This is a genomic window from Flavobacterium gillisiae (genome assembly GCF_900107635.1).
Classification (GTDB): domain Bacteria; phylum Bacteroidota; class Bacteroidia; order Flavobacteriales; family Flavobacteriaceae; genus Flavobacterium; species Flavobacterium gillisiae.
The window spans coordinates 164,757-185,574 of sequence record NZ_FNRD01000005.1; the positions used below are offsets into that span (position 1 = coordinate 164,757).

At 33.4% G+C, this 20,818-nt stretch carries 15 protein-coding genes and 1 riboswitch; of the genes, 2 read left to right on the top strand and 13 right to left on the bottom strand.

The window, feature by feature from the left end; all coding sequences use genetic code 11:
* Window positions 1–276 precede the first annotated feature (276 nt).
* The 6 genes from BLV35_RS08900 to BLV35_RS08925 all read right to left on the bottom strand — a co-directional run bounded on the left by BLV35_RS08900 (window position 277) and on the right by BLV35_RS08925 (window position 9,195).
* Window positions 277–780: a DUF2231 domain-containing protein gene (locus BLV35_RS08900; protein ID WP_091088202.1), complete on the bottom strand. Its 504-nt coding sequence runs from the start codon at window positions 778–780 to the stop codon at window positions 277–279.
* Between the two features lie 25 nt (window positions 781–805).
* Window positions 806–1,531 (bottom strand): VIT1/CCC1 transporter family protein, encoded by a 726-nt coding sequence (locus BLV35_RS08905; RefSeq protein ID WP_091088206.1) that lies wholly within the window; start codon window positions 1,529–1,531, stop codon window positions 806–808.
* 78 nt (window positions 1,532–1,609) lie between these two features.
* Window positions 1,610–2,728, bottom strand: a complete 1,119-nt coding sequence (locus BLV35_RS08910) for an efflux RND transporter periplasmic adaptor subunit (protein ID WP_091088209.1) — start codon at window positions 2,726–2,728, stop codon at window positions 1,610–1,612.
* Between the two features lie 10 nt (window positions 2,729–2,738).
* Window positions 2,739–7,073 (bottom strand): CusA/CzcA family heavy metal efflux RND transporter, encoded by a 4,335-nt coding sequence (locus tag BLV35_RS08915; protein ID WP_091088212.1) that lies wholly within the window; start codon window positions 7,071–7,073, stop codon window positions 2,739–2,741.
* Between the two features lie 58 nt (window positions 7,074–7,131).
* The gene (locus BLV35_RS08920) at window positions 7,132–8,526 is read right to left on the bottom strand and encodes a sensor histidine kinase (protein WP_091088215.1); all 1,395 of its coding nucleotides are present in this window, start codon (window positions 8,524–8,526) and stop codon (window positions 7,132–7,134) included.
* 6 nt (window positions 8,527–8,532) lie between these two features.
* Window positions 8,533–9,195, bottom strand: coding sequence for a response regulator transcription factor (locus BLV35_RS08925; RefSeq protein WP_091088218.1), 663 nt, complete (start codon window positions 9,193–9,195; stop codon window positions 8,533–8,535).
* Window positions 9,196–9,500: 305 nt separating this feature from the next.
* Between BLV35_RS08925 and BLV35_RS08930 the strand changes: the two genes are divergently transcribed.
* Complete coding sequence (locus BLV35_RS08930) at window positions 9,501–11,597, top strand: LTA synthase family protein (protein ID WP_091088220.1); 2,097 nt, start codon at window positions 9,501–9,503, stop codon at window positions 11,595–11,597.
* Between the two features lie 194 nt (window positions 11,598–11,791).
* Here the strand turns inward: BLV35_RS08930 and BLV35_RS08935 are convergent, their stop codons facing one another.
* Complete coding sequence (locus BLV35_RS08935; RefSeq protein WP_091088224.1) at window positions 11,792–12,796, bottom strand: zinc dependent phospholipase C family protein; 1,005 nt, start codon at window positions 12,794–12,796, stop codon at window positions 11,792–11,794.
* Between the two features lie 99 nt (window positions 12,797–12,895).
* On the opposite strand from BLV35_RS08935, the gene BLV35_RS08940 reads away from it, so the two are divergent.
* Window positions 12,896–13,636 carry a YoaK family protein gene (locus tag BLV35_RS08940; protein ID WP_091088228.1) on the top strand — a complete coding sequence of 247 codons (741 nt, stop codon included), beginning with the start codon at window positions 12,896–12,898 and terminating at the stop codon, window positions 13,634–13,636.
* Here BLV35_RS08940 and BLV35_RS08945 read toward each other — a convergent pair.
* The 6 genes from BLV35_RS08945 to BLV35_RS08970 all read right to left on the bottom strand — a co-directional run bounded on the left by BLV35_RS08945 (window position 13,629) and on the right by BLV35_RS08970 (window position 20,659).
* Window positions 13,629–14,606, bottom strand: coding sequence for a YeiH family protein (locus tag BLV35_RS08945; RefSeq protein WP_394331044.1), 978 nt, complete (start codon window positions 14,604–14,606; stop codon window positions 13,629–13,631). The genes BLV35_RS08940 and BLV35_RS08945 overlap by 8 nt on opposite strands.
* A gap of 75 nt (window positions 14,607–14,681) precedes the next feature.
* Complete coding sequence (locus BLV35_RS08950; RefSeq protein ID WP_091088565.1) at window positions 14,682–15,578, bottom strand: LysR family transcriptional regulator; 897 nt, start codon at window positions 15,576–15,578, stop codon at window positions 14,682–14,684.
* Window positions 15,579–15,610: 32 nt separating this feature from the next.
* Window positions 15,611–17,638, bottom strand: a complete 2,028-nt coding sequence (locus BLV35_RS08955; protein WP_091088232.1) for a hypothetical protein — start codon at window positions 17,636–17,638, stop codon at window positions 15,611–15,613.
* 80 nt (window positions 17,639–17,718) lie between these two features.
* The gene (gene fabG / locus BLV35_RS08960; protein WP_091088236.1) at window positions 17,719–18,465 is read right to left on the bottom strand and encodes a 3-oxoacyl-[acyl-carrier-protein] reductase; all 747 of its coding nucleotides are present in this window, start codon (window positions 18,463–18,465) and stop codon (window positions 17,719–17,721) included.
* Between the two features lie 186 nt (window positions 18,466–18,651).
* Window positions 18,652–19,974 (bottom strand): Na+/H+ antiporter NhaC family protein, encoded by a 1,323-nt coding sequence (locus BLV35_RS08965; RefSeq protein WP_091088239.1) that lies wholly within the window; start codon window positions 19,972–19,974, stop codon window positions 18,652–18,654.
* 57 nt (window positions 19,975–20,031) lie between these two features.
* A riboswitch (SAM-I-IV-variant riboswitch) is annotated at window positions 20,032–20,128 on the bottom strand.
* Window positions 20,129–20,236: 108 nt separating this feature from the next.
* Window positions 20,237–20,659, bottom strand: a complete 423-nt coding sequence (locus BLV35_RS08970; RefSeq protein WP_091088243.1) for a hypothetical protein — start codon at window positions 20,657–20,659, stop codon at window positions 20,237–20,239.
* Between the last annotated feature and the right edge of the window lie 159 nt (window positions 20,660–20,818).

The window sequence follows — 20,818 nt, forward strand, 5'->3', positions numbered from 1 at the left end:
AATGTTTTTTAGTTTGTTTATAATATTATGTTTGAGTACAAAGGATATTAAATAAAAAACCCGTTTGATGTACTCAAACGGGTTTTAAAATATGATGACTTACAACCATATCGTTAACACATCGCTTGAGAGCAATAATGGAAATGATGATGATGTAATTGTATTGTGAACATAATTTTTGTTGTTTTTTTACTGTTGCAAATATAAAAGCTTTTTTCATTAAAAAGCTATTTTTAGTTTAACTTAATGTTGTTTTTTTGTTAAAAAACAATGTCCTTAGTTTTCGTCCGTAGCATTTTCTGAATTGGAATTTACGTTTTCAACAGCTGAATTCACAGTATTATCACGAATTTCAGTATGACGTATTTCTCCTCCTGACGTTCCCACACTTGAACCTAAAACCGCAGCACCTATCGCTAAAACGAGCGTAATATAAGATGCGATTTTAGAAAATTTATGGTTTTTTAAACTTGTGTATAGTGCTACTAAACTAAAGATACCTGTAGCATATAATAGCAAGGCTAGCTTTTCAGCTAATTCTTCATGTTTATGAATGATTTGTTTACCAATATTCGGCATATCTTCGACCATTTCTTCCGCTCCTTCTCCAGTAGACATGCTTATAAATGCAAAAATAGCGGCAAAAACCAATAATACGTAAGCCGTATTTTTGACTGAATTGTTTTTTAAAACCAATCCAGCAATTAAAATTCCCAAACCAAAAATTGTTCCGATAATAGGGAAATGGTTTACTACTAAGTGTAAATGTGCGTCGTTCATAATTACTATTTTTAAAATTGTTTATTTAAATTTTCACACCAAACAGGTAACCGACCCATGCAGACAGTCCCATTGCAATTGTACCCCAAATTGTAATTCTTATAATTGCTTTCGAGATGCTTGAACCACCTGTTTTTGCCGACATTGCTCCTAATATGATAAGAAACAAAATTGTTGATCCATACAGCCAATATTCCATGCCTTTAACTGGTGCAAAAAGCACTACCAATAGAGGTAAAACACCACCAATACTAAAGGAAGCTCCAGATGCCAATGCCGCCTGTATTGGATTTGCCTGACTAATTTCATTGATTCCTAATTCATCTCTTATATGTGCCGCTAAAGCATCTATTTTTGTCAACTCAATAGCTACTTGCATTGCCGTTTCTTTTTTAAGTCCTCGTTTTTCATAAATTTGAGCTAATATATGCAATTCTTCTACCGGCATTTCTCTAAGTTCTACTTTTTCTCGCTCAATGTCTGCCTTTTCAGTATCGGTCTGTGAACTGACAGACACATACTCACCAGCGGCCATGGATAAAGCACCTGCAACCAGCCCAGCAACGGTTGCCAAAATAATTGGCTCTCTGCTTGTACTTGCAGCAGCTATCCCAATTGCTAAACTTGAAATAGAAATGATACCGTCATTTGCTCCAAGTACTGCCGCTCTAAGCCAATTGCTACGATGAATGTAATGATTGTCTAAATAGTTATCAATTGTTATTGTAGACTTACTGTTTTCGTTTGTCATAAAATTTCACTTAATGTATCGTTTTCTTTACCACTTTAATATTACAACCTAGTTATTTATTAAATCTATAATTTCGAATTAATTAGCGACATCAAAAACGCCTTTTGTTAAAATTTTAGAAGAAGAATCAATTTGATTATCAGGAATAATTTCAACATATTTCTCTGACTTCTCTCCTATTTTGACCGCAATCTTTTTAAAGGAATAATTGTCATTTTTTTCTTCCTTTAATAAAAGTACGAAATTTTTGTCGTTCTCCGTAATTAATGCTTCTGTTGGGATTGCCAGTCCTTTTTTAGAATCTACTACAATAGCTGCTTCCACAAACATTCCGGTGATTAATCGTTGTTTCATATTGTCATCTAAATGCCCGTGAACGTTAATTGTTCTGTCATTTCCTTCAATAGACTTCCCTACCAAATGTACCTTAGCATGGAAAACTTCTGTTGTAGCTTCTGGCACCGTAAAATTGATGTCCTGATCCACTTTTACTTTTAAGATGTCCTTTTCGAATACATTCAATTCTAAATGCAAATGATCCGTTTCAATAATTTCAAGCATCACATCTGAAGGCGCAACATACATCCCCACATTGGCATTCATTATCACGATATCACCAGCAATAGGCGCATAAATCGTAATTATCGAAGTCAATTTACCATTTTCGACGTTTATAGGATTAATGTTTAACATCTGCAATTTAGCTCTTAAACTTTGATACATTGCTTTTGCTCTGCGATACTCACTTTCTGCTTTTAGGTAATTTTTTTGAGAAGTAATTTTTTCATCAAACAATGTCTTTTGACGCTCGTATTCGGATTTTAAATATTTAATTTGCTCCGCTACTTCCAAATAGTCTTTTTGAATATCAAGAAACTCTGTGTTTTCTAAAGTCAATAATGCTTGTCCTTTTCTCACTTTATCACCTACTAATAACGTAGTTGCTTTAATGTTTCCTCCAACGAAAGTAGTTACTTTGGCTCTGTTTTGAGGGGGGACATCTATTTTTCCAGCTGTTTTTACAGTTACTTCAAAATCTTGTTCCGTAGGACTTCCCATTTCCATTGCCGAAGATTTAAATTGCGGTAAAGTAACCGTAACCATCGTATCATCAGTAGTTATTGGCTCTTCTGTTTTAGCTTCCTTACATGAAAACAGAACGATTGACAAGGCGAGTATATATAGTGTTTTTTTCATTTTTTAGGTTTTAGAAATTAAGGTATTGTGAATCGAGTTGGGTTGCATTGAATTGAAGTACGTTGTCGAGATATTCAACTTGAATAGCGGTTGCATTCTCTAAACTTTGAATGTATTGGAAGAAATCAATTTCTCCGTGTTTATAACTTAAATTCGCCACCTTAATAATTTCATCCGATAACTTTTTTCCATATTGATTGTAATAATTTATTGCTTCTTGATACTTTGCTAATTCGTTCTTTTTTTGTTGAATAAACTGCTCTCTTTTTTGTTCTTCATTTAGTTTTTGTTGCTCCCAACTTTGCAATTCAAGCTGAGCCACTTTTGCTTTAGAAACATTTCCAGAGAATAAAAGTGGAACCCCAATTCCGACCTGAAAACCATTTAATGATTGCGACAAACCTTTATTTGATCCTCTAAAATATTCCAAATGCAAATCAGGTAGCCAATGTTGTTTTTCAAGTATAATTTGGCTTTTATAATTATCCGTAACACTTTCTAAATAGGCATTATGAATACGTTTACTTAATTCTTCAGTTGTATTAAATAAAGGAGCTACAGAATTGTTTTTTATAATTATTTTTTCGTCCGTTTGAATTAATGAATACATTAAATCGTACTGTGCTTTTTTATCATTTTCAATTTGAGAAAGGCTTGTTTTTATTTGTCGGAATTTAGCTTGTGCCGTTATTTTTTCGAGATAATTGGTTTCACCTAATTCAAAACGTCTATCACTTGCTTTTGAAAAATTTTGATACAAACTATCCAAATAGAAATATAATTTTTCCCGATTTTGTATGTACACAATGCGATAATACACTTTAGAAATTTCCAACGAAAGTTTGTTTTTTTGAATTTCAAAGTTGGCTTTTTCCTTTTCATATTCCGTTACATTTACCTTTTTTTGAGCTCCATATACTGTGGGAAAAGAAAACCGTTGTTGCGCTCCAAAAATCTTTAAAGGTTCACTATTAGAAGCCAAATTATTTTGGTCATAATTGTAATAAATAGTAGTTTTTTCAAAGGTGTAGGCAGTTTTTATATTAGCCTGGTATTTATCAACCTGCAATTGATAGGCTTTTATGCCTTTGTTATTAATGATCCCTTTTCCTATCAAACTATCTAGTTCTGGATTTGAATTTTGTGAAAAAGCAAACGAAGTACTTAACAACAATAGAATTAAATAGGTGTTACTATTATGTTTTTTAAATTTTGCCTTTTTAAACTCTTTTCCATCAAAAACTTTAAATAATATAGGAAGCACTATCATGGTCAATATGGTCGCTGTAAACAATCCTCCAATTACGACCGTTGCCAAAGGTCTTTGCACCTCTGCTCCTGCAGAAGAAGATATCGCCATTGGTAAAAAACCTAAGGCCGCAGCGGCTGCCGTTAATAAAACAGGGCGCAATCTATCGGTCGTTCCTTTCAATATCAACTCATCAATGTTTTTCATTCCTTGATGTTTTAATTCTTTAAAATGTTCAATTAATACGATTCCGTTTAAAACTGCAATACCAAAGAGCGCAATAAAACCAACACCCGCTGATATACTAAAAGGTAATCCTCTCATCCATAAGAATAATACTCCTCCCACTGCTGAAAGCGGAATTGCTGAATACACCATTAAGGCTTCTTTAATAGATCCGAAAGCAAAATACAATAAGATAAAAATCAATATTAACGCTATAGGAACTGCAACCATTAATCTGGCTTTGGCACTTTGAAGGTTTTCAAACTGTCCTCCATATTGAACATAATAACCTGGAGGTAGTTTGATTTCTGTATTTACAATGTGCTGAATATCAGTAACCACACTTTGTAAATCTCTGTTTCTAACATTAATTCCTACTACTATTCTTCTATTCGTGTTATCTCTTGATATTTTGGCAGGACCTTCCGTGTATTCAATATTGGCTAATTCTTGTAACGGAATCTGTTGCCCATTAGGAGCTGAAACATATAAATTTTTCAAGTCATTAATATCATGTCTATTGGTTTGATTCAAACGAATCACCATATCAAATCGTTTTTCTCCTTCAAATACGTTACCCACTGTTTTTCCAGCAAATCCCAGCGCAATCATATCATTTAGTTCTGAAATATTCAAACCATAACGAGCTATTTTAGAGCGATCGTAACGCACGCTCATCTGAGGTAAGCCTTCCGTTTTTTCGATAATAATGTCTGAGGCTCCTTCTACTTTTTCTATGGCTTTTTTGATTTCGTGAGCTTTTTGAGCCAATACATTCAAATCTTCGCCAAATACTTTTACCGCCACATCAGATCGAGTTCCAGAAATTAATTCGTTGAAACGCATTTCGATGGGTTGAGTAAATTCAATTTCCATATTTGGAATCTGTTTTTCAATCGCTGCTTTAATCTTATCTGCTAGTTCATCTTTACTGCTGGCTGACACCCATTCTGATTTCGGCTTTAGCTTAACTATAACATCACTTTCCTCCATACTCATTGGGTCTGTAGGAACTTCAGCCGCACCTATTCTGCTCACTACTTGATCTACCTCAGGAAAGTTTTTTAGAATAATTTGTTCTATTTTAGTAGTGGTAGCAATCGTCTTTGTCAAAGAAGTTCCTGTTTTTAATACGGGCTGAATAACAAAATCTCCTTCGTCTAAAGTGGGTATAAATTCCCCTCCCATAGTGGTAAATAAAGCTACTGCCATCACTAACAAACCTAAGGCACCGTATAATACTTTTTTTGTATTGGCTAATCCCCAAGTTATAATGGGAATATACCATGAATTAAATTTCCGTATTAATTTACTGGAAAACGAGTTTGGATTCTCTTCTTTTGGTTTCAAAAATAACGAAGAAACAACCGGCACATAGGTGAAGCAAAAGATCATCGCTCCCACTAAGGCAAAACTAAAAGTCATTGCCATCGGTTTAAACATTTTACCTTCGATGCCTGAAAGAGAAAGAATTGGAATAAAAACAATCAAGATAATCAATTGTCCAAAAATAGCGGAATTCATCATTTTGGAAGCACTCTTATAGGTAATCTGGTCAATTTCTAGTTGACGGTCTTCATCAGACATAGGACCTAATTGGGCCGCTTTACTGGCGATTTGAAAAGCTATAAACTCAACGATAATAACCGCTCCGTCAATAATAATTCCGAAATCGATAGCACCTAAACTCATCAAATTTGCATCTATGCCAAAAATATTCATCAACGAAATCGCAAATAATAGACATAACGGAATAACCGAAGCTACTACTAATCCAGAACGCCAGTTTCCTAGTAATAAAACCACCACAAAAATTACGATTAGACAACCTAAAATAAGGTTCTCAGCAACTGTAAAAGTTGTTTTAGCAACTAACTCACTTCGTTCTAGGAATCCATTGACATAGACTCCGTCTGGTAGTGATTTTTGGATTTCAGCAATTCTGGCTTTTACATCGTTGATTACCTGTTTAGAGTTGGCACCCTTTAGCATCATCACCTGTCCAAGTACCTTCTCTCCTTCTCCATTACCAGTTATAGCACCAAAACGATTCGCATGACCAAAGCGGACATCAGCTACATTTTTTACATAAACGGGCATTCCGTTTATATTCTTAACCACTATATTTTCAATATCGGCTAGCGATTTTACTTTTCCTTCGGCTCGAATGAAATAACTCTGATTTACTTTTTCGATATAAGCACCACCGGCAATACTATTATTGTTTTCAAGCGCCGTAAAAACATCTGTAGTACTGATGTTCATGGCTTTTAATTTAGATGGAGTAATCGCAATTTCATATTGCTTCAAATAACCGCCCCAAGTATTTATTTCAACCACTCCATTTATTCCTGATAATTGACGTTTTACCACCCAGTCTTGAATGGTTCTTAAATCAGTTACTGAATATTGGTTTTTAAATTCGGGCTTTACTTCCAGCGTGTATTGGTAAATTTCTCCAAGACCGGTCGTAATAGGACCCATTTCTGGAGTTCCAAAACCTGCTGGTATTTTCTCTGATGCCGATTTAATTTTTTCAGCAATTAATTGGCGCGGTAAATAAGTTCCTAAATCATCGTCAAAAACAATGGTTACCACAGACAAACCAAATTTTGAAATAGATCGAATTTCTTTCACTCCAGGCAAGTTTGCCATTTCTATTTCTACCGGATATGTAATGTATTGTTCAATATCTTGGGTAGACAGATTTCGCGAAGTAGTAATCACTTGTACTTGATTATTAGTTACATCAGGTACAGCACCTATCGAAATTTGGAATATAGAATAGACACCAAAACCAAATATCCCTAAGGTAAATAATAAAACAATAAGTTTGTTTTTAAGACTAAAAGCAATAATTTTTTCAAGCATTTTTTACTTTATTTTATATTTCAAAAATACAGTAAATAGATAAGGATTGTCTTAAGAACTACTTAAGGTCTTCTTCATGAAAGCTTAACATTACCGCCGTTCCCACATTTTCCTGGCTTGAAATTTGAATACCAATAGTAAGTAGTATACATAACTTTTTCACGATTGATAGTCCCAATCCCGTTCCTTTAATTTCAGGATGCTCTGTTGAATTGGATCTGAAAAATTGATTAAACACTTTTCCAACATCCTTAGAAGCTATTCCAATACCTGAATCGATTATACTGCATTCGATTGTATTATTATCTTCTGTTATAGTAATAGCTAATTTAGCGTTTTTATCTGAATATTTTAAGGCATTGGAAACTAGATTATTAATTACTATTGAGAATAAATAAATATCCGTTTCAATATAATAGTCCTTTTTAAATACGGTTGTAACCTGAATATTTTTGGCCTGAATTGTATTCGAATATCTTGAAATTGAATCTAGAATAACTGCATTTAAACAAATTTTTTCCTTTTTTAAGCTTTGTTTCTGATTTTCGAATCTCGCAAGCAGCAGCAATTGATCAACCAAATTATTTAAACGGTCTACTTCAGAAATGCAAAAATTAATTTTTTCTTCGTACTCGCTAGGGTTTCTTGGTTTTCTTACTAAAACTTCCAGCGTTCCTTTTATGACCGTCAATGGAGTTCTTAATTCGTGTGAGGCATCAGAGGTGAATTCTTTTTCTCTTTCAATCGTATTTTCAATTCTGTCCAATAAATTGTTTATTGTTTTAGATAAAACATAAAGCTCATCACGATTTTGAGGTAATGGAATCCTGGAAGTCAAATTATCTTTGGTAATGATATTAGAAGTCTCGATAATAGAACTGATCGGTTTTATGCTTCTTCCGGCAATAAACCGTGCAATCAAAAACAGAACAATTAGAATTAATGGATAAGCAATAATCAATACTTCAGACAAATTTTGAAGCACCATCGAAGCGTCTTCCAGCGACATCGCGATCAATAAATAGCCTATTTTTTTAGTTTTTTGGTATATTGGAATCTGTATTTGCCGAATTTTGTTATTCAATAATTTGGTATCAAATAACTCGTCATCTTCAATACTCTTATGAAGAGTTAAGGTTTGTTTTTTTAAGTTGGGGGATTTTTCAATTAAATCTCCATTCTTATCTAAGAATTGAATAAAAACAGGATTTACATCAACAGTGTTGTGTTCTCTTTCTTTCCACTCCTCCATATGAATAAGAAAAATAGAGTTATTTCTAATTTCAATTTCGTTCAAGTGATTCTTTACCTCTTTGCCAATATCATTATTAAGATGGTTGTAAACACTAAATTTTACAATAGAATATATAGTACAAAACACCACTAAAATCAATAAAGCTGTGGTGATAATGTAATTGAAGGCAATTCTGTTTTTGAATGAAAATTGTTGCATTAGTACTTAGTCATTAGCAATGTAACCTACACCGCGAACTGTTTTTATGTAGTCCTCTTCGATTTTTATATTTAATTTTTTACGGATAGCATTGATAAATACATCAATTACACCGGTGTCATAATCAAAATGAATGTCCCAAACGTCTTCTATAATTTGATTTCGAGTACATACTTTTCCTTTATTTTTGACAAGGTAACACAACAGCTTAAACTCTCTATTGGTTAGCTGTACTTCCGTTCCATGAGATAAAACGACGTGTTTTGCAATATCAATCTGTATTGTGCCAAGAGTTAGAATATCTTGTTCATTTTGATTTCGAAAATGAATTTTGATCCTTTCAACCAATTCTTCAAAACTAAATGGTTTCTTGATATAATCATTGGCTCCCGCCTTTATCCCTTCAATTGTTTCTTGAACCGTGTCCTTAGCCGTCAAAAATAGTATCGGTGTGCTAGTGTCTTTTTTTCGAATAGCCTTACACAAATCCAATCCACTCATTTTAGGTAACATCCAATCTAATAAAATCAAATCAAATTGCTGTTTCTGTATCAATTCAAATCCTTGCAGTCCATCAGAAGCACTCGTGATTTGGTAGCCTTCCTCCTCTAAACCTTGCTGGAGAAATTGTACAATACCCGCTTCATCTTCCACTATTAAAATATGCATATCCTTATTTTTTATTCCACAACAAATTTAAAACCTAAAGAACCAATATTTGCCCAAAGGCCATCACTTCTTGTATAATGATTCAATCGTAAATCTATTGATTTTAATCCTAAAACAAAGATTTTAGCACTCGTTCAATTGTGGTGTCACTATGACACTACATAATCGTCATCAAATGTAACTCTAAATTGAAATCAATATTGTTGATTGCTTCTCATCTTAAGTGAAAATTAAGAATGATTAGCATCTTAACATAAGCCATTTATCAATCTAAATACCGTAATTTGTGTAAAAAAAAAGTACCTATGTCGTTCTATAAAAAATTATCCCCTTTTTATAACCTTATTTTTTTCTATGTCGCAGTTAGTTTCATTCTAAGAATTGTACTACTCTTCCACCCCATAACAGACACAACATTTATTTGGACAGATGCTATCAAGATTTTTACATTTGGTTTCGTTTCTGATGTTTTTGTTTTTATACTCGCCACCGGTTTTTTATGGCTGTATCTCATTTTTATATCTAATGGGAAATACTTGAAGCCCTTTGGTTACATCATCTTCGGTTTATTAGTTGCGCTATTGGCATACATCTATTCTGGGAAATCGATTCTGAATGAATATGGCGGTGCTTTACCTAAGATTGGGATGATTTTCGTTGGAATCAAGACATTATTATTTGGTCTTTTACTTTTTTTACCAAAGCACAGAGATAAAATTAGATATTGGCTTTTTGCCTTTGTGATGTTTTTATTTGTTGTTTTGATCTTACAAAATGCCATCAGCGAATACTTCTTTTGGAATGAATTCGGAGTTAAATACAACTTTATAGCGGTTAATTATTTGGTTTATACTAATGAAGTTATTGGAAACATCATGGAGTCTTATCCAGTAGTTCCTTTATTTTCAGGATTATTTATAATAGCGGGTACCGTTACTTATTTTATTTTAAAAGGATCTCGAAGCTACATTGACAGCATCCCTACATTTGTTGAGAAAATTAAAATATCAGGGATTTATTTTGTTTTGTTCGGGCTATCGTTATTAACTATTCCGTTTTTGGCTACGAAAGAGAATTCACAGAATATTTTTTCAAATGAGTTACAATCCAATGGTATTTATAAGTTTTATTTAGCATTTATGAATAGTGAATTAGACTATTTTAAATTTTATAAAACACTGCCAGAAAAAGAAGTTTATGCGATATTAGGACAACAAATTCCCGGCATAACTGGAGAATCTACTTTAAGACAAATTAAAAGTGCTGCTGCCGAAAATCATAAAAATGTAGTTTTAATCACTATCGAAAGTTATAGTGCCGACTTTATGAAGGCCTACGGAAACGATCAGAATATCACACCATTCTTAGATAGTTTAGCGACGCAGAGTTTGCTTTTTACTAATTTCTATGCTTCTGGGAACAGAACGGTACGTGGTTTAGAAGCTGTAACCTTGTGCTTCCCTCCTACAGCGGGAGAAAGTGTTGTAAAAAGAAAAGATAATAAAGACAAATTCTCAACGGGAAGTGTTTTTAAAGCGAAAGGATATAATGTAAAATACCTTTACGGAGGTGATGCTTTCTTTGATAATATGGAAGATTTCTTTTCAGGAAATGGATATGATATCGTTGATAAAAAAACATTCGAACCCAACGAAATTACTTTCGATAATATCTGGGGTGTTTGTGATGAAGATATGTACAACAAGGCCATTAAAGTAATGAATAAAGAAGCTAAGGAAAATAAACCTTTCTTTAATCACATCATGACGGTAAGTAATCATAGGCCATTTACGTTTCCAAATGATAAAATAGATATCCGTGGTGATGCTAAATCACGTGAAGGTGGTGTGAAATACACTGATTTTGCGATGAAGAAATTCTTCGAAATGGCAGAAAAACAGCCTTGGTTCTCGAATACAGTCTTTGTTATATTAGCAGATCATTGTGCTTCTAGCGCTGGTAAAACGGAACTTCCGGTAGATAAATACAGGATTCCTGCCATGATATATAGTCCAGGATTTATTCAGCCTCAGCATTTTACAAAACTTATGGGCCAAATCGATATTATGCCCACTGTTTTTGGGTTATTAAATTTTAGTTACGAAAGTAAATTCTATGGTCAAGATGTACTGCAAGCGGATTATAATCCCCGAGCTTTGATTGCGACTTATCAGGATTTAGGAATGATAAAGGACAATGTTTTAACCATCATCTCACCAAAACAAGAAGTCAAACAATTTAAAATGACTTTATTGCCGAAAGCTGGAGTTGAAGATGATTTTCAAATTTACTACGATCAAAAGCCTTTGAAAAAAGAAAGAACAGATTTAGTGAATGAAACCATCGCTTTCTATCAAACTGCTTCGGATATGTTGAAGAAAAAGAAATACCAAAAAAATTAATACAAGATAGTCCGCTAATTAAAAAATCAACAGATTAGACTTACATAGTATAATCTGTAATTTTAAATTCGTGTCAGAAAATAGTTAAAGTAAAGCGTGATACAAATCACATAATTTTAACTATCATTTGAGAACAATAAAAAAGCCTGTGAATTTAGTTTCACAGGCTTTCTTATTATCTAATGCAATTACTTTTATTCTACGTCTTTATCGCTTTCCATACCAAAAAGATCTCCTTTTTTAAACAGTTTAGTATCCTTCTTTAGTGCTTTGCTGTTACGTTTTGTTAAGACTTCAGCATCTAACTTGCTTAGATCCGGTTTTCCTGCGTTTACCCATGCCGTATACCAGAAACTTGCTGTTGCAGTAACTGCCTTCTTCATTTGGCTTTCTACCATCCCGTTTAACGCAGTGTGAAATTTACCCGCATATTCATTTGAATATTTCACGCCGTTGTATTTGTTTTTTACCACATTTCCATCTGCATCAGTTACAAATATTTGATTTACAGCTAATGCTGTTCTCAAACTTTTATCTGCAGCTAATAAAGGTTCTACTAAGCTGTGGGTATCCATAATCATATCCCAAGTAGCTTTGTTTACGTCCTCATAATAGTGCGCAGGAGCAACTGTAAATTTGTAGTCTTTAACAAATAATTCTGGTAGTCTACTTTCCCACAAAGAGTGAATTCCTTTTTGGTCTGTCAATTGTCCGTCGTGATTATCAGAAGTATGTAAAGGCATATGTGCATCAGCAATATAATGTCCTAGATCAGCAGCAATAAACAAGATTTCTGATTTTCGCTTGTCCTTGAAGGCTTGCGTTAATTTTGTCATCATATCTTGGATATGCCAAGGCAGTGTTCCATTTTTAGATAAAAATTTATCATCATACTTCTTTTTTGCTTCTGTCATAGACTGTGGAAAGCTATCAACGCTTCCAAAATTCTCCATGTCAAAATAATGTCTTGGGTTCTCTGCCTTATCTTGTAAAACATACTTTCTCAAATCTGGAACAGTAGATTCTTGCGTTATAAAATCAATATGGTTGTAAAAGAAAACCTGTAGCGGTTTTGGCAAAGCCATAACGGCTGCTTTATTAATTCTTTCATGCCCAACGATTCCCCACGATAATGTTAGAAATCCAATGATTATTGCAGTTAGCAACAGCATTGTAGGCTTAAATTTGATATTTATCATTATATTTATTTTTTTGAAGTACAAATGTATTTTTTTTTAGCCAATTAAAAAATATCTAGTTTAAGATTACGTAAATTAAGAAATAACTTATTCATTATTATGTTTCGCCATCAAGGAAAAAACAGAACTTTCATTCATAATTTACGTTTAGCCACTTTATTGTCATTCGTAGCCGGAACTGTAAATATTACGGGCGTCTTGGCAGTAAACACTTTGACAACTAATGTTACGGGGCATTTTGCCTTTTTTGCAGAGGAAGTTATTAAACAAAATTATACCGCCGCAATTACATTTTTTATTTTCACTCTTTTCTTTTTAGCAGGTGCTTTTATATCGAATTTTATAGCCGAATCAGTTGCCATAAAACGACCTGACCTATCACATGTTATTCCAATTTCACTTGAAATACTGATTTTGCTTTTGGTTGGATTTTTTGGTGTACAAAGTGATTTATCAACTTTGTCTGGTAAATGGATTGCTTTTTCTATGCTTTTCTCCATGGGAGTACAAAATTCTATGGTAACTCAAATATCAAAATCGGTGGTACGAACTACCCATTTAACTGGACTATTTACCGATTTAGGAATCGAATTATCACAATTATTTTTCTATAAAAAAGTAAACGAGAGAAAAAGATTGAATGCCAGTATTTATTTAAGGTTATCAATTATTGTTTTCTTTTTTATCGGCTGTATCTCTGGAGGTTTCCTTTATACTTTCCTCGAAATTAAGACTCTTTTTGTCGCTGCATTTTTCCTTTTACTAGCACTTATGTATGATTATGTCCGACTACAATTTTTTGTACTTAAAAGAAAGAAATTCACTCGGGTTCTTAAATAAAATACAGAATGGAAAGCAAGGCCGTTATCGCAATACATGCCCAAAGTAAAACTCCTTGAACTAGAGGTTTGATACCCACAGACTGTAACACGGTATAACGTAAGCCCGCTCCAATTAAAAACAAGGTAATGGTAAGTCCTATTTTTGCCAAAGAAACTAAATACGGAGCTACAAGTGCCGTTTGTGGGACGTACGTATTTAGTATCATAGCCAAAATAAACACTGCGATAAAATAGGGCATTTTAATTTTCCTCGATTTATTTTTAAAAATCATAGCGGTAATCAAAGCAACCGGAATAATCCATAAAGCTCTAGCCAATTTTACTGTCGTTGCAATCTGCAATGCTTCAGGACCATATTTATTAGCAGCACCGACCACTGAACTAGTATCATGAATTGCAATCGCACACCATAACCCAAACTCTTGTTGGCTTAAATGCAACCAATGCCCTATTACGGGAAATAAAAATAGCGCAATAGAATTCAATATAAAAATCACTCCTAAAGCCACAGAAGTCTGTTTTTCATCAGATTTAATGACCGGTGCGATCGCTGCAATAGCACTACCGCCACAAATCGCAGTACCGCATGAAATTAAATGAGAAGTTTTTTTATCAATTTTAAGCCACTTCCCCAAAAAAAGTCCCAAAACTAAGGTGCTAAAGATAGAAGCCACAGTAAAGAATAAACCCGTTTTCCCAGCAGATATAGCAGCGTTTACATTCATTCCAAAACCCAAACCGATCACAGAGAGTTGAAGTAAAACATTGATAGCTTTAGCATTAAAACGTAAAAAAGGATTACCTATTATATTGGCAGCAATTAAGCCAAGAACTAAAGCAACTGGCGGCGAAATGAACCCAGAAATACAAACCAAAAGTAATAGTACAAAAATGAGTTGCTGTACCTTAATATTAGTATTAAAGAAAGTAAAGGTATTTTTAGTGATGATTTCAGGCTGATTGTTCAAGGTAAAATTGTTGAATTACTACCCAACAAAGATGCGAGGATAAATCGACGTTCACCAATCATAATAAACAATCTACTATAACTTTAAGTTATATTGTTTTGAAATATTCTTAATAAATAAGTCGGAAAGAGCATTTATTTTTCCTTGTAAACTAATGATGTAAAAATAACGCTCGATTATAAGGTTATCTACATCGAGAATTACTAACTCCTTGTTTTTTAATTCTTTTTCAATAGCATGAATCGAAACAAAAGCAACACAATTTGAGTTCATTAAATAGGATTTGATACTTTCAGTACTTCCCAATTGCATCTCCACAATCAACTCAGACATTTTAATTTTCAAAGGTTTTAGAGCATGTTCGATTACTTCTAATGTTCCAGATCCTTGCTCCCGCATTAAAAATCGCAACTGAAGCAAATCTTCTTTTGTGATATCTTCTTTGTTTACCAATGGGTTAGCTCTATTACAAACCAGCACCAATTCGTCTTTTAAAAACGGCGTATATTTAATCGCTTTATTTTTAGATTGTCCTTCTACAATTCCGGTTTCGATTTCTTTATTCAATAAGGCATTTTCAATCTGTTCTGTGTTTCCATTGCGCAAAATGACTTTTACACCCTGCATTTCCTGATGAAAACGAGCTAGTAATGGCGGAATTATATATTGTGAAATAGTAGTGCTGGCTCCTACTCGAAGCATACCGTACTGCTCTTTTATAAGGGCACTCATTTCAAAATCAATTTCACGGTAAATTTCAAAAATATTTTTGGCATGTTTGACTAATTGTTCTCCAGCATGCGTCAGTGAAATCTTTGAGCCGGTTCGGTCAAAAAGCTTGACTTTATAGGCTTCTTCAAGCTCTTGTATGTGCTTAGATACAGCAGGCTGTGTGATAAATAATTCTGTTGCTGCTTTAGTGAAGCTCAATCTGGTAGCGACGGTGAAAAATACTTTTAATCTGAAATCCATAATTGTATTGTTTTGGTTAAACCAAATGGAGTTTACAACAATCCATTGTATTTCCTCACAAACCATTCCGTTGCAAGCAATGAAACAATTAAAATTAACAGCAAAGACCAATCAATCAAAGGAGAACGGTTTACCGTATTTTTTTCTATCGCTTTATAATTATCATCTTCTAAAAGTGATTTGATCAGTGTTTCCACGTGGTCTGGAAAATAAACTGCTCCTTGCGTTTGTGTGGCCAACTGTTTTAGTTTTTCCAAGTCCGGATTGACAAATTGTTTTTCTCTGTCGAAATCTAAAATTTCAAAATGACTCGAATAACTGCTATTTGAATTTAGTTCTTTTACAGAAAAATTATAGTTTCCTGCTGCAAGTCCGTCTAAATTCACTTTGTAAAATGCATTTCCCTTCAATAAATCGTAGTTTTTGGTTTGCTTCGTGGCTGTATTTGTTACAATAATTGTTAAACGTGCTTTATCATCAAATTCGTAGTTTTTATTGAAATATTGAGCTGTAATTTCGATAGCGTCTCCTGAATTATAAAAACTTTCATGATTTACAACCAATGCTTTTTTAGAACTACTAGATGCTAAATACTGAATTGTTTTATCCATAAAAACGTCAAATTTAGCAAACGACTGTGTATCAAGATGACTTTGCAATCGCCATTTCCAAACATTTTCGCCCAATAAAAATGCACTACGGTTTCCTTGATTTTCAGCATAGACTAATAACGGAGAATTAGTTTCCATACTTCTAATTTTAGAAGAAAGTAAAACAGAGGCGTTACCCTTAACATTTATATTTCCGAAGGCATTTTCCAGTGGAGGAAAAGTTTCGAAACCAATATTATCGATGGCGAACAAATTAAATTGCGGATTAAAACTCGCCAAATAATTCTCTTTTTGATTACTCATTTTAAACGCTAAACTACTTTGCTGCTGATTTAAAAAGGAGAAATCAGTAGAGGTTCCAGTAATGATAAAAGTACTAATTCCCGCCGATTTGCTCTCTTCAAAAACAGATTGAAATGCAGCAGTAGGCTGATATAAAATCAAAACATTGTAATCTTTTAAAGAACTGACAGCTTTTGGCTTAACAATAGTTACTTTACGCTGCGCATTAGATTCAATACTGCGTTTTAAAGCGCCTATGTCAGGATGGTTTATCGCTGCTACTAGCGCGATATTTGTTTTTTGATCAATAACTTCTACGGCAAAATTCTTTGTATTATTATAGGTGTTTTTCTCTTTTTCAGCACTAGAGATTGTTGCTTTAAAAATTTGGGAACCTATTTTATTGGCCGGTAAAAGAACATTTAAAATTGCTGTTCTTTTAGAGGAAGAAAAGGAAACACTTTGCTTCGTTAGAACTGAATTGCCTTGTGTTATAGTAAAATCAGCAGATACATGCTTGTCTCCTGAATAGTTCAGAAAAACTTCTACAGGAAATTTATTCTTGTAAAACGCATATTTATTGACATTAATCTGGCTGATTTTTAAGTCAACTACCTTGGTCGTATCTCCCAAAACTATTGGAAAAACTTTATTACTACCATCAAAACTATAAACATAATCGTTGCCTGAAGTTTGGTTTCCGTCTGTCAAGAGTATTGTTGGAAACGTACTGTTTCTGTTACTACTTCTTAACTCTTTTGAAATTCCGCCTAGATTAGTTTGTGTTCCTTTGAAATCAAATTGCTCCGAGGGTTCAAACTCCGCGTCAAAGCGATACGATTGTATATCAAACTTTTCATTTAAGGCTTTGTTAGCTCTTAATACAGCATATACTTCTAACGCTTTTTTGTTGGCGTCTAATGCCGTTATCGAACTTGAATTATCTACAACAATTGCCAAAGGCGGTTTGATAATCTCTAGCGTATTTCTGGTTATTATAGGATTAATTAATAATAACAGAATCCCAAACAAAGCTAGAAAACGCAATAAAGCCAAAAACAAATTCAATTTTGATTTGCTTTTGGCTTTATAAAAATATTGGTAAAAGGATAAACCACCAGCTACTAGTAATGATAAAAGTATTAATAGTATAGTAGCTTGTGTCATTCTTTTTTTATTTGATTGAAAATTGAAAGATTTAAAGATTGAAAAATTAGCAAATCTTTAAATCATTTAATTTTTAAATACTAAGTAAGCATTCCTCCATCCACATTCATAACTTGACCCGTAATATACGCGCTCAAATCTGATGCAAGAAAAAGACATGCATTAGCCACATCTTCAGTAGTACCGCCTCTTTTCAAAGGAATTCCGTCTCTCCAACCTTGAACCACATCATCATTCAATTTTGCAGTCATTTCAGTTTCAATAAATCCTGGTGCAATAGCATTGCAACGAATATTACGAGAACCTAATTCAAGAGCAACCGATTTTGTAAATCCAATAACACCTGCTTTTGAAGCGGCATAATTCGTTTGACCTGCATTACCCTTCACTCCCACTACACTACTCATATTGATGATTGATCCAGCGCGTTTCTTCAAGAAAGTTCTTTGAATTGCTTTGGTCATATTGAAAACAGATTTCAAATTGACATCAATAACTTTATCAAAATCTTCTTCAGACATACGCATTAAAAGGTTGTCCTTAGTGATTCCAGCATTATTGATTAAAATATCGACAGTTCCAAAATCAGCTAATACAGCATCAACCATAGTTTGAGCTTCATTAAAATCAGCAGCATTAGATTGGTATCCTTTGGCTTTAATCCCAAGTGCATTCAATTCATTTTCCAGTGCTAAAGCGGATTCAACAGATGAACTGTACGTAAACGCAACATTTGCTCCGTGTTTTGCAAAAACTTCTGCAATTCCTTTTCCTATTCCGCGACTTGCGCCTGTTATAATGGCTACTTTTCCTTCTAGTAATTTCATGTTCTAAAATTAGTTTAATATTTATTTGAAGCTATTCCTGCTATTCACTACAATCTTTTATGTTTTTAAGAAAAAACATAAAAGGATTTCCGTTGCTATCAGGGCTAAAAACGACTTGTCAAATATATAATAATTCCCTTCTTAAAAAAAATTTCAATTCTAATAAACGAGTACTAAAACAAAACTTTATATTTTAAAAAATTTATTCACCCATTTATCCCAATGCGAACTATAAATGGCCAATAAAGTAAAACCCAATAAAAACAAATGGTACCAAGCGTTACTGATTAAGTCAAAAAAGTCCAATTTACCATTAGCAAAACTCAATATCAACAAAACCTGCGCTCCGTAAGGTAAAATTCCTTGTACAATACAAGAAAAGATATCTAAAATAGCAGCTGTCTTTTTAGGATTCAAATCATATTCGTCATTAATCTCCTTTGCAATAGGACCCGTAATTACAATAGACACCGTATTATTGGCTATAGCCAAATTAGCAAAACCAACTAATGCTCCTATTCCTGCTTGTGCTGATTTTTTGCTTTTAATACGTCTTTTAATTTGGTGTAATAAATAATTAATTCCGCCCGCTTTTTCTACCATAGCAGCCAAACCACCTGTAAGCATCGATAATAAAAAGATATCAGTCATGCCCGTAAAACCTTCATATATCTTTTGGATAAACTCCATAAAGCTAAAAGAACCTCCAATGTAGCCTATGATACCCGCTAAAAGCGTCCCGATAACTAAGGTAGAAAAAACATTGATTCCAATCAAAGCCAAAACAATTACTAATATATAAGGTATGATAGGAATCCATTCAAAACTAGCTCGTGGTAATTCCACTGTGACAATCTCTGAATTTAAACCTAAATAAAAGAATAATACTATGGTAATCAATGCTGCAGGAAGAGCGATAAATAAATTAATTTTGAACTTGTCTTTTAATTCGCAACCCAAAGATTGTGTTGCGGCAATAGTCGTGTCTGAAATCATAGAAAGGTTATCTCCAAACATAGATCCGCCCAATAAAGCGCCAGAAATAAGTGGCAAAGAGGCTCCGCTTTTATCTGCTAATGTCACTGCTATAGGTCCTAATGCAACAATTGCTCCCACAGAAGTTCCGGTCGCAGTTGATAAAAAACCTGCAATCAAAAAGATTCCTAACGGAAAATAAGCAACATCAATAGTACTGATTCCTAAATTAACAACAGCATCAACACCGCCCATTGCTTTACTAACCACCGCAAATGCTCCTGCGAGCAAATAAATTAAACACATGGTCATGATTTTACTTTCTCCACAACCTGCAATTAAGGTGGCTACTTTTTCATCTGTGGAAGACTTGAATAATAAAAATGCGGCTATGATTCCAACCAATACGGCAACAGGAGAAGGAAACGCATAGAAATCATGCAATACAATTCCAGCACCTAAAAAAGTAAAAATAAAAACAAACAAAGGAATCAAAGCGTACGGATTTCCTGTTTTTTTCGAAAAAATAGTCATAAAATTAATTTAAAAATGAATTAAATATGACGAAAAACAAAAGCTAAAAAATGAGAATGAAACAACATTTTTTCCAAAGGATTTGGCTTATCGTTTTAGCACCTTGCTCGTTGTTGCAGGTTGCTATCTCATAATGAGATTCGTGATAACGGCTGCAAAAGTAGTACATCTTTTAGTGAAAAACGATAAATATCTTATTTTTATGCATAAAAAAAGCCTTACCGAAGTAAAGCTCATTTATAATTATATAGATTGAAATGCCCTAGAAAGCTACATTCCATTTTGGTAATCTACCGTTTTCATCTAAGAAATTTTGTAAAACTTGTCCTTCTACAGCAGTTGGAATACCTTTAGTTTTGTCATTGAATGTTTCGTACCAAACTACTTCTAACAAACTAATATCTTCTTTTTTCATTTGTGCTGGCCAAGAATATTTTCTTCCTGTTTTAGCGAATTGATGTCCTTCAACAATCTTTTCTTTTAAACCACCATTTTTTATTTTCAAAGTTCCATCATTTTGTACCGTTCCAGTAGAACCTACCATGATTAACTCTTTTTCTTCTGCTACTGCATACACTAAAAACACGCCGCTTCCTTCTGAAGCATTACAAACTTGTTCTAAACTGTCATCTGCAGCAAATGAAAATGAGTCGCTAACTTTAAATTTTTTTAATTCCTTATACATATTTTATTATTTATTTTATTTGGCTTTCACAAAAAAATACCCCACAATAAGTGAGAATTACTACAACCATATGTTTTTTTATTAAATTAAAGGACAAAGAATGACCTCTTTTAATAAAGTGCAAAGATATTCTTTAATTCTATTTTAGAATAAAAAAGC

Bases quoted from the DNA above. Each gene is read 5' to 3' on its own strand.
- BLV35_RS08905 (WP_091088206.1), bottom strand. From the start codon at position 1,531: ATGACAAACGAAAACAGTAAGTCTACAATAACAATTGATAACTATTTA.
- BLV35_RS08900 (WP_091088202.1), bottom strand. From the start codon at position 780: ATGAACGACGCACATTTACACTTAGTAGTAAACCATTTCCCTATTATC.
- BLV35_RS08950 (WP_091088565.1), bottom strand. From the start codon at position 15,578: ATGGATTTCAGATTAAAAGTATTTTTCACCGTCGCTACCAGATTGAGC.
- BLV35_RS08965 (WP_091088239.1), bottom strand. From the start codon at position 19,974: ATGACTATTTTTTCGAAAAAAACAGGAAATCCGTACGCTTTGATTCCT.
- BLV35_RS08930 (WP_091088220.1), top strand. From the start codon at position 9,501: ATGTCGTTCTATAAAAAATTATCCCCTTTTTATAACCTTATTTTTTTC.
- fabG (WP_091088236.1), bottom strand. From the start codon at position 18,465: ATGAAATTACTAGAAGGAAAAGTAGCCATTATAACAGGCGCAAGTCGC.
- BLV35_RS08920 (WP_091088215.1), bottom strand. From the start codon at position 8,526: ATGCAACAATTTTCATTCAAAAACAGAATTGCCTTCAATTACATTATC.
- BLV35_RS08970 (WP_091088243.1), bottom strand. From the start codon at position 20,659: ATGTATAAGGAATTAAAAAAATTTAAAGTTAGCGACTCATTTTCATTT.
- BLV35_RS08910 (WP_091088209.1), bottom strand. From the start codon at position 2,728: ATGAAAAAAACACTATATATACTCGCCTTGTCAATCGTTCTGTTTTCA.
- BLV35_RS08940 (WP_091088228.1), top strand. From the start codon at position 12,896: ATGTTTCGCCATCAAGGAAAAAACAGAACTTTCATTCATAATTTACGT.
- BLV35_RS08925 (WP_091088218.1), bottom strand. From the start codon at position 9,195: ATGCATATTTTAATAGTGGAAGATGAAGCGGGTATTGTACAATTTCTC.
- BLV35_RS08935 (WP_091088224.1), bottom strand. From the start codon at position 12,796: ATGATAAATATCAAATTTAAGCCTACAATGCTGTTGCTAACTGCAATA.
- BLV35_RS08955 (WP_091088232.1), bottom strand. From the start codon at position 17,638: ATGACACAAGCTACTATACTATTAATACTTTTATCATTACTAGTAGCT.
- BLV35_RS08915 (WP_091088212.1), bottom strand. From the start codon at position 7,073: ATGCTTGAAAAAATTATTGCTTTTAGTCTTAAAAACAAACTTATTGTT.